Raw genomic sequence first — 13,100 nt, 5'->3', positions numbered from 1 at the left:
GCCGCGCGCACAGCTCCTCCTAGTGCCGGTCCCCCGCAGGTTCGATCGGCGCCCGCCCGAGCGCGACACCACTCGGGTCAACGACCGGATCCGGGTCCCTGAGGTCCGGGTCATCGACGAGAACGGCAACCAGATCGGTGTCATGCGCACCGACGAGGCTCTCCGCTACGCGCAGCAGCGGGACCTCGATCTCGTCGAGGTCGCGGCCCAGGCTCGCCCGCCCGTCTGCCGGGTGCTCGACTACTCGAAGTACAAGTACGAGCAGGCCCAGAAGAAGAAGGCCGCCAAGAAGCACCAGACCCAGGTCGTGGTGCGCGAGATCAAGTTCCGGCCCAAGATCGCCGACCACGACTACGCCACGAAGAAGGGGCACGTCGTCCGGTTCCTCAAGGGCAAGGACAAGGTCAAGGTCACGATCATGTTCCGCGGCCGCGAGGTCACGCACCCCGAGAAGGGGCGCGAGGTGCTCGAGCGGCTCGTGGAGGATCTCGGCGATCTCGCCCAGATCGACCAGCGGCCGAACCTCGAGGGCCGCAACATGACGATGATGCTCAGCCCCTCGAAGGCCGTGATCAACGGCACGTGGGAGCCGCCGTCCGACGAGGACGACGCCGACGCCGACGAGCTCGTCGACGGCCCGGAGGCGACGGAGGCCGATGCGGCCGGCGACGCCCCCGAGGCCTCCGCCGACGCGGCGCCGGAGCCGTCCGAGGACGACGCCACCGACGGCGACGGCGCGGACGAGGACGTCCCCGCCGAGCCGGCGAAGGCCGACGCCGGCTGAGCGCGATCCGCCGCGACGCGGCGGATCGACCCCCGCCGCACGCGGGCGTGCGTCGGGGCCCTACGGGGCTCCGGCGGCGCCCGGCGAGGCGGGCCGCACGGCGCACGCGGATCTGGCACACTTCCCGATCCGCATGCCCAAGCAGAAGACCCACTCGGGCGCGAAGAAGCGCTTCAAGGTGACCGGCACCGGCAAGGTGAAGGCCAAGCACGCCAACTCCTCCCACATCCTTGGGAAGAAGTCGCCGAAGCGCAAGCGCAAGTTCGGCCGCGACGCCATCCTCTCGGGTGCCGACGCGCCGCGTGCCAAGCGACTCCTGGGAGAGGGCAAGTGACCCGCGTCAAGCGCTCCGTCCACGCGCGGAAGAAGCGCCGCTCCACGCTCGAGCGGTCGAAGGGGTACGTCGGCCGCGCGAACAACACGTACAAGGAGGCGAAGGAGGCCCAGCTCAAGGCGGGCGTCTACGCCTACCGCGACCGGCGCAACCGCAAGCGCGACTTCCGCAAGCTGTGGATCACGCGCATCAACGCCGCGGCGCGCCTGAACGACATCACGTACGGCCAGCTCATCCACGGGCTGTCGCTGGCGGGCGTCGAGGTCGACCGCAAGAACCTCGCCGACCTCGCCGTGCGCGACGCCGAGACGTTCTCGGCCATCGCCCAGGTCGCCAAGGACGCGCTGGCCGCCAAGGCCTGAGCCTCCGAGCCACCGAGCTTCCTCGACGGGCGCCCCACGGGGCGCCCGTCGTCGTTCGGGGCCGCGTGCGGGACGGCGCGGCCTCCATACTCCGAGCCGCGCGTCCCGCGCCCGTCCCACCGGCCCGTGTCGATCACCTCCGCCCAGAACCCGCGCCTGAAGCAGGTCCGCGCGCTCCTCGAGCGTCGTCGCGAGCGGACGCGCAGCGGCCTGTTCGTCGCCGAGGGGGAGGACCTCGTCGCGGCGGCCCAGGCGGCCGGGTGGGCGGCGGAGGAGCTCCTCGTCGCCGAGGGCGACCAGGCGGCCGTCGCCGCGCGCGGCGTCGACGTCGCCCCGGCGACGGCCGTGGCGCCGGCGCTCCTGGGGCCCGTCTCGTCGCTGGGCTCGGGCACCCGCGTGCTCGGCGTCTTCGCCCAGCGGTGGGCCGAGACACCCGCGGGACCGCGCTGCCTGCACCTGCACGGCGTCCGCGATCCCGGCAACGTCGGGACGGCGCTGCGCGCCGCGCACGCGCTCGGCGCCTCGTCCCTGTCGCTGGGGCCCGACAGCGCCGACCCGTTCGGGCCGAAGGCGGTCCGCGCGAGCATGGGCTCGCTCTTCGCGCTGCCCGTGGCCCGCGCGAGCACCCCGGCCGAGCTGCCCGGCCTGACCGTCGCGCTCGTGCTGCGCCACGGCGAGGTCCTCCGCGCGGACGCGGACTGGCTCGCGCCCCGGCTCGCCGACGGCGAGGGCGTGAGCCTGCTCGTCGGCAGCGAGCGCGAGGGGCTGCCGGAGGACGTCGCCGCCGCCTGCGACGTCCGCGCGCACCTGCCGATCGCGGGCGCCGAGTCGCTGAACGCGGCGATGGCCGCGACCGCGGCGCTCTACGAGCTCGCGCGGACCTGAGCGCCGGGACGCCGGCGGCCCGCGGGGCGCTCGTCGCGCACGACCTGCGCGGCGCCGCGGGGCGCGGGCGCTCCCCGCGCCCGGTCGACCAGGATCGAACCGGCCGCGCGCTCCCGGCGGGCGGCGACCGCGACCGAAGGTCACATACGATCGAGGGCGATGCTCGACCGGATCGACGAGCTGCGGACCGCCGGCGAGGCGGACGTCGCATCGGCCACCACCACGGAGGAGCTCGAGGCGCTGCGCGTGCGGCTCCTCGGCCGCAAGGCGGAGCTCCCGAACCTCCTGCGCGGGGTCAGCGACCTGCCGCCGCAGGAGCGCGGGGCCGTCGGCAAGGCCGCCAACCAGGCACGCCAGGCGCTGCAGGCGCTGATCGACGAGCGGATCGCGACCCTCGCCGACGCCGAGCTCGACGCCCGGCTCGTCGCCGATCGCGTCGACGTCACCTTGCCCGGTCGACCCGAGCCCGTCGGCGGGCTGCACCTCATCACCCGCGTCCGGCGGGAGATCGAGGACGTCTTCCTCGGCCTCGGCTTCGACGTCGTCGAGGGGCCGGAGACGGAGACCGTCCACTACAACTTCGACGCGCTGAACCACGCCTCCAACCACCCGGCGCGCGACCGGGCGGACACCTTCTACCTCGCGCCGTCCACGCGCCTGCCGGCCGTCGAGCGGCCGGGCGATCCGGACGCCGAGGACGGCGGCAGCGCCCGCCTGCTGCGCACGCACACCTCGCCGATGCAGATCCGCACGATGGAGCGGCAGGACCCGCCCGTCGCGGTGATCGTGCCCGGTCGCGTCTACCGCCCGGACTCCGACGCCACCCACACGCCGCAGTTCCACCAGGTCGAGGGCCTGTGGGTCGACGTCGACATCACCCTGGCCGACCTCAAGGGCGTGCTGCTGAGCTTCGCCCGCGCGATCTTCGGCGACGAGCGGGAGATCCGCCTGCGGCCGCACTTCTTCCCGTTCACCGAGCCGAGCGTCGAGGTCGACGTCTCGTGCTTCGCCTGCGGCGGCAGCGGCATCCGCGCCGACCAGCCCGGCCACCCGCGCTGCGGCCTCTGCAAGGGCACCGGCTGGATCGAGATCCTCGGCTCCGGCCTCGTGGACCCGAACGTCCTGCGCGCCGTCAACGAGACCCGCGGCGACGACGCCTACGATCCCGAGCGGGTCCAGGGGTTCGCGTTCGGGATGGGGATCGAGCGGATCGCGATGCTGCGCCACGGCGTGCCCGACCTGCGGCTGCTCTACGAGAACGACCTGCGCGTCCTGGAGCAGTGGGCATGAGCGCCGTCGCCCCGGTCCGTCCCGTCGTCGAGGTCGTCGCATGAAGGTCCCGTTCCACTGGCTCGGCGAGCACGTCGACCTCGCCGGGCTGGATCCGGCGGAGGTCGCGCGCCTGCTGAACCTCACCGGCACCGAGCTCGACCGGCTGCACCACCACGGCGTGCAGACGCCCGACAGCGTCGTGGTCGGTCGCGTGCTGACCTGCGAGAAGCACCCCGACGCCGACCGCCTGAACGTCACCACCGTCGACGTCGGGCCGCGCGCGGAGGCGCCGCTGCAGATCGTCTGCGGCGCCCCGAACGTCGCCGCCGGGCAGGTCGTCCCGGTCGCGCTCGTGGGCACCGTCATGCCGGACGGCCTGAAGATCAAGAAGGCGAAGCTCCGGGGCCAGCGCTCCGAGGGGATGATCTGCTCCGCCCGCGAGCTCGGCCTCGGCGACGACCACGCCGGCATCCTCTCGCTCGCCGAGGCGCTGCCCGACGCGGCGGCGATCGCCCCCGGCACGCCGCTCTCCGACGTCCTGCCGCATGCCGACGACGTCCTCGAGTTCGAGATCACGCCGAACCGCCCCGACTGCCTCGGGATCTACGGGATCGCCCGGGAGGTCTCCGCGGCCGCCGGCGCGACGCTGCGCCCCGCGCCCTGGACGCGCGCGGGCTCGCCGGACGGCGCGGGGGAGGAGGCCGGCGATCCGGACCCGGCGGGCGGCACGATCGAGGGCTTCTCCGTCGACGTCCGCACGGACCGCTGCCCGCGCTTCACCGCGCGCCTCTTCGCCGACGTCGTCGTCGGACCCTCGCCGCTCTGGCTCCAGGCCCGCCTGGCCGCCGCCGGTCAGCGCGCCATCAACAACGTCGTCGACGTCACGAACTACGTGATGCTCGTGACCGGCCAGCCCCTGCACGCCTTCGACGCCGACCGGATCGCCGGCGGGACGCTCGTGGTGCGCGAGGCGGCCGATGGCGAGACGATCGACACGCTCGACGACCAGACCCGCGCGTTGCGGGCCGGCGAGCTCGTCATCGACGACGCCGACGGCCCCACGTCGCTGGCCGCGGTCATGGGTGGCGCGCGGTCCGAGGTCCACGACGGCACGACGCGCGTGCTGCTGGAGGTCGCCGCGTGGGACGGGCCCACCGTCCACCGCACCGCACAGCGGCTCGGGCTCTTCAGCGAGGCCGCGACGCGCTTCGCGAAGGGCCTCGCGCCGGAGCAGGCCGCCTGGGCCCAGGTGCTCGCGACGCGGCTGCTCGTCGAGCTCGCGGGCGCGCGCCGCGTGGGTGGCACGATCGACGAGGGCCGCTGGCGGACCGCTGCGGCGCCCGACCCCATCGTCCTGCGCGACGAGCGCGTGACGGAGCTGCTCGGCACGGCGGTGCCGGGCGAGCGGCAAGCCGCGCTGCTGACCTCGCTCGGGTTCGCGGTCGAGGAGGCCGGCGAGGGTCGGCGGCACGTGCGCGTGCCCCCGGAGCGCCGCGCGGACGTCACCCGCGAGATCGACCTGATCGAGGAGATCGCCCGGATCGGCGTCGTCGCCGACCTCGAGCCGACGCTCCCCACGCGCCGCCGGCTGACCGCCGCGCGGCTCACGCCGGCCCAGCGTGCGCGCCGCCGGGCCGAGGACGCGCTCGTCGGGCGCGGCCTGCAGGAGGTGGCGGGCTGGTCGTTCACCGACGCCGGCGCCGCGGGCCGGCTCGGTCTCGCCGAGGACGACCCCCGGGCCGCCGCCGTCCGCCTCGCGAACCCGCTGAGCGAGGACCAGGCGGTCCTCCGGCCGACGATCCTCGTGTCGCTGCTGGACGTCGCGCGCCACAACCGCAGCCGCGGCGTCCAGGACGTGCGGATCTTCGAGACGGGCACCGTGTTCCGCGACCAGCCGGATCCCCGGCGGCCGGACATGCCCTTCGAGCACCTGGCGCTCGCCGCGCTCGTGCAGGACGACGTCTTCGCCGCGAAGGGCCTGCTCGAGGCGGTCCTCGGGGCCCTGCACGTGCCGTTCGGCGTCGAGGCGACCGACCAGATCGCGTTCCTGCACCCCGGCCGCGCGGCCGCGGTGCGGGTCGGCGACGCGACGGTCGGCCTGCTCGGCGAGGTCCATCCCCGCGTGACCGACCGCTGGGACCTGCCGCGCGCGGCGGTCTTCATGATCGACCTCGACCAGGTCCTCCCGGCGGTGCCGGACGACGTCCCGTTCCACGACGTCGGGCCGTTCCCCGACGCGCGCTTCGACCTCGCGGTCGTGGTGGCCGACGCCGTCACCGCCGCCCGCGTGGTGGACGTCGCCCGCGCGGCCGCGGGCCCGCTCGCCGAGGAGGTCGCCGTCTTCGACGCCTACCGCGGCACGGGCATCGAGGACGGTCACGTCTCGCTCGCGCTGCGCGTGCGGCTGCGGGCCGCCGACCGCACGCTCACCGACGAGGAGATCGGCGGCGTCCGCGCCGCGATCGTCGCCGCGCTGGAGACCGAGGTCGGAGGGACGCTCCGTGGCTGAGGGACCGAAGATCGCCGTCCTCGGCGCGTCCGGGTTCGCCGGCGCGCTCGCCGCGCGGCTGCTGCATCGCCACCCGTGGTTCCGGCTCGGCGCGATCACCGCTCGCGCGGAGGCCGGCATGGCCCTGCGCGAGCTCTACCCGCACCATCGCGTCGACGCGACGATGGTCGAGCCGGACCTCGACGCGATCGCCGCCGAGCACGACGCGGCGATCGTGGGCTATCCGCACGGGGCGTCGAGCGAGGCCGTCGCGGCGCTCCACGAGCGCGGGCTGCTCGTCCTCGATCTCTCCGCCGATTTCCGGCTCCGGGATCCGGCGACGTACCGCCACTGGTACGGCGACGTGCACGTCGCGCCCGACCTCTTCGGGACCGCCGTGTACGGGCTTCCGGAGGTCCATCGCGACGCCCTGCGCGGCGTCGCCGAGGACGGGCGGCTCGTCGCGGGACCCGGGTGCTTCCCGACCGCCGCGATCCTCACCGTGGCGCCGCTGGCCCGCGCCGGACTCGTCGGCGACGTCGTGATCGACGCGAAGACGGGCGTCTCGGGTGCCGGACGCAAGCTCCAGCGCTCCACGCACTACGTCGACGTCTCGGAGAACGCCCACGCCTACGGCGTGGCCGGGCACCGCCATCAGCCGGAGATCCGCCAGGAGCTCGCCGGCCAGGGCATGGACGCCGCGGTCCAGCCGGTCTTCGTCCCGCACCTCGTCCCGGTCGATCAGGGCGAGCTCGTGTCCTGCTACGTCCGTCCCCCGCGCGAGGTCTCCGCCGACGAGGTCGCCGACCTCTTCCGCGAGGCCTACGGCGAGGAGCCGTTCGTCGAGCTCACCGCGGCGGAGCCCGGCATGCGCGACGTCCAGGGCACGAACGTCGCGCGGATCCGCACGCACGTCGACCCGCTCTCGGGTCGGATCCTCGCCTTCGGCGCGATCGACAACCTCTGGAAGGGCACGTCCTCCCAGGCGATCCAGTCGCTGAACCTCGCCTACGGCCGTCCGGAGACCGAGGGCCTGGACGGCTAGGGGGCGAACGGGGGCTGGCTCACCGCCACTGCCAGGTGGAGAGGAAGCGCCCGCGGACGCGGTCGTTCGACGCACGTCGCGACCGGTCGGAGGGCGTCTCGAAGCCGACGGGTCCACGGGTTCCTACCGACGGTATCCTGCGGGCATGAGGAGCTCCTGGGTCGGGGCGGCTGCGGCCGCCGCCTGTCTGCTCGCGGCCGCGCCGGCCGCGGCCGAGCAGGTCACCGTCACGTCGTTCGACGGCACGAAGCTCGACGCGGAGTTCCTGCCCGCGCAGGGGCTGAAGCCCGGCGAGCGGGCGCCGACGATCGTCCTGACGCACGGCTTCGGCGCGACGCGCGAGACGACCGAGATCCAGGCGGACGCCTTCGAGACGGCGCTCGGGCAGATCGCCGCCGGGCGGTTCCGGGCCCGCGGCTACAACACGATCACCTACGACTCGCGCGGCTTCGGGCGCTCCGGTGGCGAGATCGACCTCGACTCGCCGCAGGTCGACGGTCGCGACGCGGCGGCGATCGTCGACGAGGTCGCCCGCCGGCCCGAGGCGCAGCTCGACGCGCCGGGCGACCCGCGCGTCGGCATGCACGGCGCCTCCTACGGCGGCGGGATCCAGTGGGCGCTCGCCTCGCGCGACCGTCGCGTCGACGCGCTCGTCCCGGCGATCTCCTGGACGTCGCTCGTGCAGGCGCTCGGCCGCGACGGGCGGCTGAAGCTCGGCTGGGGCCTGCCGCTCGTGGGGCTCGGCGAGGTCACGGGCCTGGCGCTCGGCGTCTTCGCGCCCCAGGGCCCGGAGCTCGGCGCGATGCCCGGCGAGCTGCTGCAGCTCGCGATCCAGGGTGCGGTGACGGGGCGCAGCGACGGCGCGCTCAACGACTATCTCGCCGCGCGTTCGACCGGCGACGGCATCGCGAACGTCCGCGCGCCCGCGCTGATCCTCCAGGGCACCGCCGACACGCTCTTCACGCCGAGCCAGTCGCTGGAGATGCGCCGGCTGCTGCGCCAGGCGGGCACCCCGGCGAAGGTCATCTGGTTCTGCGGCGGTCACGGGATCTGCCGCACCGGCAACGGCGCCGAGAAGGTCATGGTCCAGCGCGTCCTCGCCTGGATGGACCGCTGGCTCAAGGACGACCGCGACGCCCCGATCGGCCCCGGGTTCGAGTGGACCGCCGACGACGGCGCGCTGCGGTCGGCGGCCGACTTCCCGCTGCGCGAGGCGGGGGAGATCACCGCCAGCGGCTCGGGTCGCCTCGCCGTCACGCCGCTCTCGACGCTCGGTGGGCTGCTCGTGGCGGCGCTGCCCGCCCCGGCCGGGGCGGTCGAGGTCCGGGTGCCGGCCCAGGCGTCGACGAAGGAGGTCGTCGGCGAGCCGGTGGTCCGCCTGCGCTACCGCGGCACGGCGACGACGCCCGGCACGCACCTCTACGCGCAGCTCGTCGACGAGCGCCGCAACCTCGTCGTGGGCAACCAGGTCACGCCGATCCCCGTGACGCTGGACGGCAAGGAGCGCGAGGTCGAGCGGCCGCTCGAGGCCGTGGCGATGCACGTCACGCCGGGCAGCCGCTACCGGCTGCAGATCATCGACGGCTCGAACGTCTACGGCCTGACCACGAGCGCCGGCAGCGTCGACCTGCGCCAGGTGTCGCTGCGCCTGCCCGTCGGCGACGTCGCCGGCACGCCCGGCGACCCGGCGCTGACCGGCACGCCCGCGACGCCCGCCGCGCCCGGCCGCACGTCGCCCGTGCGCCCGCGCTCGGGCGGCCGGACCCGGATCGGGCTGCGCGCGTTCGCCCGCAGCGGCGTGCTGATGCGCGGCACCGCGCCGTCCGCGCGGCGCGTCCGCGTGCGGCTGCGCGTGTCGGCGGCGACCGCGCGCCGTCTCGGCCTGCGCTCGCGGACGATCGCGACGGGCCGCACGGCCCGGGCCACGAGCTGGCGCCTGCGGCTGAAGCCGACGGTCGCGGCCCGTCGGGCGCTCGCGCGCCGGGCGAGCACGACGATGAGCGTGACCGTCTCCAGCGGGACGCGACGCCCGACGCGGGTCGTCGTCCGGCGCTGACGGCGCGCCACGCCGAGCGGATGGCCGCCGCGCGGCCCGGCCCGGGCGAGCGCGACCGGCACGCCGGGCGCGGCGTCCCGGGCGCTGGTGCCCGCGGGCCGCGCAGGACGTTCCTACGGAGACGTAGGGAAGGGATCCCCGGCCGCTAGGCTCTGCGCATGTCCGCCGTCGCCCCGCCCGACCTGCCCGGCGTCACCCACCGCTGGGAGCGCCTGCCGAGCGGCCTGCGGCTGCACGTCGCCGAGGCGGGCGCCGCGCACGCCGGCGACGGACCGACGCTCGTCCTGATCCACGGCTGGCCGCAGCACTGGTGGTGCTGGCGCAAGGTCATCCCGCTCCTGGCGGAACGGCACCACGTCGTGGCGGTCGACCTGCGCGGGCACGGGTGGAGCGACGTGCCGGCGCCGGGCGGCGACGCGTACGACAAGCGGACGCTCGCCGACGACGTCATCGCGCTGCTCGACGTCCTGGGCCTCGAGCGCCCGGTGCTCGTCGGGCACGACTGGGGCGCCTGGGTGTCGCTGCTCGTCGCCGGGCGCGCCCCCGGCAGCGTGGCGGGCGTCGTGGCCACGGCGATCCTCGCCCCGTGGACGACCGTCCCGGTGCGCGAGCTGCGGCGCTTCGGCTATCAGCTCGTGGCGGGCGGTCCGATCGGGCCCCTCGCGCACCGCCTGCGGGGCCAGCGCTTCCTGCGCACCGTCTACCGCCTCGGGAGCCACGACCGGTCCAAGGCGTGGCCGGAGGAGGAGCAGCAGGTCTACCTCGAGCGCTACCGCGACCCGGCGCGCGCTCGCGCGGGTGCGGCGATGTACCGCCGCTTCCTCCTTGCGGAGGCGCCGGCCGGCCTGCGCGGCCGCTACCAGGCGCCGGTGACCGACGTGCCGCTGCTCTTCCTGCCCGGCACCCGCGACGGCGTGCTGACGCCGAAGCTCGTGTCGCAGGCGCTCGGCCCCGCGAACGTCGCGGTCGAGACGATCGAGGGCGCGGGCCACTGGGTGCCGGAGGAGCAGCCGGACGCGCTCGTGGCGCACGTCGAGCGGTTCGTCGCCGCAGTGCCGGCCGCCACGACCGGGTGAGGCGCTCCGCCGGGCGCTGGCCAGCGCCCCCTGCGGCACCCTGAGCGGCCCGCACGATTCGTGCGGGATCGGAGCTCGGCGTCCCTGAGGCGATGCGCGACGGCCATCCCGCGCAGATTCGACACCGTCTCGACACGCGATCGGCGCAACACGCCGCTCACGCACCAGCGGGGCCCGCCTAGCGTCGGGGTCGTGCTCTCCCGACGCCGTCCGACGATCCTCTCCGGCGCGATGCTCGGCGTCGCGCTGGCGCTCAGCGCGTGCGGCGCGGACGCACCCCGGGAGGCGGGAGCGGCGCGCGCGGTCGCCGTCGAGGGCGACCCACGAGCGGCGGCGACGCGCGCGGCGACGGTCGCGGAGGACCGACAGGTCCTCGCCGAGCGTCGGGTCGGCGTCCTGGCACCGGACCGGGCGCCGGCCGGGACGCGCGCCTCCGCGCGGCTGGTCGTCCGGTCGCTCGCAGCCCGCGGCCGCGTCGTCACGCTGCGCGCTGCGGTGATCCTCGACCGCTGGGACTCGCGACAGTCCTCGCTCGGTGGTCAGCCGACGCTCTTCGAGCTCGATCCCGGCATGCCGCAGGACCGCGGGGAGGCGGAGCTCCTCGATGTCGACCACCTGCGACGGCACCTCCCGCTCACCGATGCCGACGGAGAGGTGCTGCGGTCGCGCCGGCTCGCCACGGGCTCGCCGGGCGGGACGCCGATCGAGCTGAGCTGGCAGTTCGCCGCGCCCCCGGCCTCGGTCGAGCGGATGGACGTCCAGATCGGGCACTGGCCCGTGTTCCGCGAGATCCCGGTGACGCGTCGATGACCCGCCGGGAGGGCCGCTCGTGGCGGTGCCCCGTCGCGCGGCTGCTTCTCGCGGGCGCGCTCGGGTCGCTGACCCTGCCTGCGGCGAGCGTTGCGTGGCCGACGGCCGACGAGGGCGCCGGCTCGATCGAGCCGGTCCGGGCACCGGTCGAGCGCGTGGTGGCTCCGATCCAGCCGCTCCCGCGGCCGGAGGGCGATGCGGTCGCGCTGGGGACGGACGTCCTGTTCGACTTCGGCCGCTCGACGATCACGCCCGGCCGCGGCACCGCCCTGCGGCGCTTCGCGCACCGGGTGCTCGGAGGACGGACCACCGGGACGCTGCGGATCGTCGGCCACACCGACGGTCGCGGCAGCGCCACGTACAACCTCGCGCTCTCCCGGCGCCGGGCGGCTGCGGTCGCCCGGGCGGTCCGCGAGGTGCTGCCAGCGCAGATCGACGTCGTGATCCGTGGGGCGGGCGAGGCGGAGCCCGTGGCCGAGGAACGGACCGCGACCGGCGACGACGACCCGGCGGGCCGAGCGAGGAACCGCCGCGTGGAGCTGCGGCTCGCGGCCGGCTGATCCGGACCGCCGGTCGTGTCTCGCGTGGGCGGTGCGCGTGCACGCGGCCACTGGACGGCGAGTCGGCGGCGCGGTCCGCGCCGGCCGCGCGGCGATCCTCCGCCGTAGACTCGCCGCCGATGACGACCGACCCGGACGCGACCCCCGACGAGCCGCTGCCGTTCTTCCGCTCTCGCTGGGTGGACGTGCCGGAGTCGATCGTCGACGTGGCGGACCGCGGGCTCCCGCTCGGCTTCCGCGCCGCCGGGGTCCACGCCGGCATCAAGCCGTCGGGCAACCACGATGTCGCGCTGCTCACCTGCGACGCGCCGGACGCCGTGAGCGCGGCGCGCTTCACGCGGTCGGGCACGGCCGCCCCGCCGGTGCTCGTCACGCGCGAGACGTCGCGGTTGGAGGCGCTGCGGACGGTCGTCGTGACGAGCGGCAACGCGAACGCCGGCACGGGGCGCGACGGGTTCGCGGTCGCGCGGCAGGTCCGCTCGGCCGCCGCGGAGGCGACCGGCGTCGACGAGGACCGCGTCGCGGTCGCCGCCACCGGCGTCATCGGCGTGCCGCTGCCGATGGACGTCGTGCCGCGGGGGATCGCCGCCGCGGCGGGCGTCCTGGCCGCCGACGGGGACGACGACTTCCGGCAGGGCATCGAGACGACCGACCTCTTCCCGAAGACCGCGACCGTGCGCGTCGCGCTCTCCGGCGGCGAGGTGACGCTCTACGCGGTGGCGAAGGGCGCCGGGATGATCCAGCCGAGCTTCGCGACGATGCTCTGCTTCATCGCCACCGACGCGGCGCTCGATCCCCGCACCGCGGACCTCCTGCTCGGCGTCACCGTGAAGCGCAGCTTCGACCGCATCACCGTCGACGGGCAGCTCTCCACGAGCGACACCGCCGTCCTCATCGCCTCGGGGGCCAGCGGCGTGCGCGTCGTCCCCGAGAGCGAGGACGAGCAGCGCTTCGGCCTCGCGCTCGACGCGCTCCTGCGCCAGCTCGCGCTGCTCATCGTCGCCGACGGCGAGGGGGCGCGACGGATCGGGCGCGTCGTGGTGAAGGGGCCCGACGGTCCCGCCTGCGAGCGCGTCGCGCGGCAGATCGGCAACTCGCCGCTGGTCAAGACGGCGCTGTACGGCGGCGACCCGAACTGGGGTCGGATCGTGCAGGCGGTCGGTGCCGTGCTGCCGGGCCCGCGCCTGACGCCGGTGGGGGTGCGGATCGCGGGGGTCGAGGTCTGCCGGGACGGTCAGGAGGTCGTCTTCGACCGTCCCGCGCTCGAGGTCCTCGTGCAGGGCCGTGAGGTCGACTACGAGGTGACGCTCGGCAGCGCCACCGACGACGCCGGGCGCCCGGCGCAGTTCGCCAACGAGACCGAGGTCTACTTCTCCGACCTCGGCCACGAGTACGTCACGCTGAACGCCGAGTACACGACCTGAGCGG

Annotated in this window: 12 protein-coding genes; all 12 read left to right on the top strand. The window is 75.5% G+C overall.

Features of this window, described 5'->3' with window-relative positions:
- The first annotated feature begins 22 nt into the window (after positions 1 to 22).
- Positions 23 to 784, top strand: coding sequence for a translation initiation factor IF-3 (infC, locus tag SK069_RS02105; protein ID WP_319952525.1), 762 nt, complete (start codon positions 23 to 25; stop codon positions 782 to 784).
- Positions 785 to 917: 133 nt separating this feature from the next.
- Positions 918 to 1,118: a 50S ribosomal protein L35 gene (gene rpmI, locus SK069_RS02100; protein ID WP_319952524.1), complete on the top strand. Its 201-nt coding sequence runs from the start codon at positions 918 to 920 to the stop codon at positions 1,116 to 1,118.
- Positions 1,115 to 1,480 (top strand): 50S ribosomal protein L20, encoded by a 366-nt coding sequence (gene rplT / locus SK069_RS02095; protein WP_319952523.1) that lies wholly within the window; start codon positions 1,115 to 1,117, stop codon positions 1,478 to 1,480. The genes rpmI and rplT overlap by 4 nt, the downstream gene beginning before the upstream one ends.
- Positions 1,481 to 1,606: 126 nt before the next feature.
- Positions 1,607 to 2,365, top strand: coding sequence for a TrmH family RNA methyltransferase (locus tag SK069_RS02090; RefSeq protein WP_319952522.1), 759 nt, complete (start codon positions 1,607 to 1,609; stop codon positions 2,363 to 2,365).
- Between the two features lie 159 nt (positions 2,366 to 2,524).
- A complete protein-coding gene (gene pheS, locus SK069_RS02085) occupies positions 2,525 to 3,655 on the top strand; it encodes a phenylalanine--tRNA ligase subunit alpha (RefSeq protein ID WP_319952521.1) in 1,131 nt (376 codons plus the stop codon).
- Between the two features lie 40 nt (positions 3,656 to 3,695).
- On the top strand, positions 3,696 to 6,146 hold the full coding sequence (pheT, locus tag SK069_RS02080; protein WP_319952520.1) for a phenylalanine--tRNA ligase subunit beta: 2,451 nt from the start codon (positions 3,696 to 3,698) through the stop codon (positions 6,144 to 6,146).
- On the top strand, positions 6,139 to 7,170 hold the full coding sequence (gene argC, locus SK069_RS02075) for an N-acetyl-gamma-glutamyl-phosphate reductase (RefSeq protein WP_319952519.1): 1,032 nt from the start codon (positions 6,139 to 6,141) through the stop codon (positions 7,168 to 7,170). Before pheT ends, argC begins: the two co-directional genes overlap by 8 nt.
- Before the next feature lie 145 nt (positions 7,171 to 7,315).
- Complete coding sequence (locus SK069_RS02070) at positions 7,316 to 9,226, top strand: alpha/beta fold hydrolase (protein ID WP_319952518.1); 1,911 nt, start codon at positions 7,316 to 7,318, stop codon at positions 9,224 to 9,226.
- Positions 9,227 to 9,384: 158 nt separating this feature from the next.
- Positions 9,385 to 10,302: an alpha/beta fold hydrolase gene (locus SK069_RS02065; protein ID WP_319952517.1), complete on the top strand. Its 918-nt coding sequence runs from the start codon at positions 9,385 to 9,387 to the stop codon at positions 10,300 to 10,302.
- A 192-nt stretch (positions 10,303 to 10,494) separates the two neighbouring features.
- Positions 10,495 to 11,112 (top strand): hypothetical protein, encoded by a 618-nt coding sequence (locus tag SK069_RS02060; protein WP_319952516.1) that lies wholly within the window; start codon positions 10,495 to 10,497, stop codon positions 11,110 to 11,112.
- The gene (locus SK069_RS02055; RefSeq protein WP_319952515.1) at positions 11,109 to 11,672 is read left to right on the top strand and encodes an OmpA family protein; all 564 of its coding nucleotides are present in this window, start codon (positions 11,109 to 11,111) and stop codon (positions 11,670 to 11,672) included. The genes SK069_RS02060 and SK069_RS02055 overlap by 4 nt, the downstream gene beginning before the upstream one ends.
- 119 nt (positions 11,673 to 11,791) lie before the next feature.
- Complete coding sequence (gene argJ / locus SK069_RS02050) at positions 11,792 to 13,096, top strand: bifunctional glutamate N-acetyltransferase/amino-acid acetyltransferase ArgJ (protein ID WP_319952514.1); 1,305 nt, start codon at positions 11,792 to 11,794, stop codon at positions 13,094 to 13,096.
- Positions 13,097 to 13,100: the final 4 nt, after the last annotated feature.

Origin of the sequence: Patulibacter brassicae (genome assembly GCF_033949425.1) — a bacterium.
Lineage (GTDB): Bacteria > Actinomycetota > Thermoleophilia > Solirubrobacterales > Solirubrobacteraceae > Patulibacter > Patulibacter brassicae.
This window is presented reverse-complemented; position numbering and strand designations above follow the sequence as displayed.

Coding starts and splice junctions, on each gene's coding strand:
- pheS (WP_319952521.1), top strand. CDS start 2,525: ATGCTCGACCGGATCGACGAGCTGCGGACCGCCGGCGAGGCGGACGTC.
- rpmI (WP_319952524.1), top strand. CDS start 918: ATGCCCAAGCAGAAGACCCACTCGGGCGCGAAGAAGCGCTTCAAGGTG.
- SK069_RS02070 (WP_319952518.1), top strand. CDS start 7,316: ATGAGGAGCTCCTGGGTCGGGGCGGCTGCGGCCGCCGCCTGTCTGCTC.
- pheT (WP_319952520.1), top strand. CDS start 3,696: ATGAAGGTCCCGTTCCACTGGCTCGGCGAGCACGTCGACCTCGCCGGG.
- SK069_RS02055 (WP_319952515.1), top strand. CDS start 11,109: ATGACCCGCCGGGAGGGCCGCTCGTGGCGGTGCCCCGTCGCGCGGCTG.
- argJ (WP_319952514.1), top strand. CDS start 11,792: ATGACGACCGACCCGGACGCGACCCCCGACGAGCCGCTGCCGTTCTTC.
- SK069_RS02065 (WP_319952517.1), top strand. CDS start 9,385: ATGTCCGCCGTCGCCCCGCCCGACCTGCCCGGCGTCACCCACCGCTGG.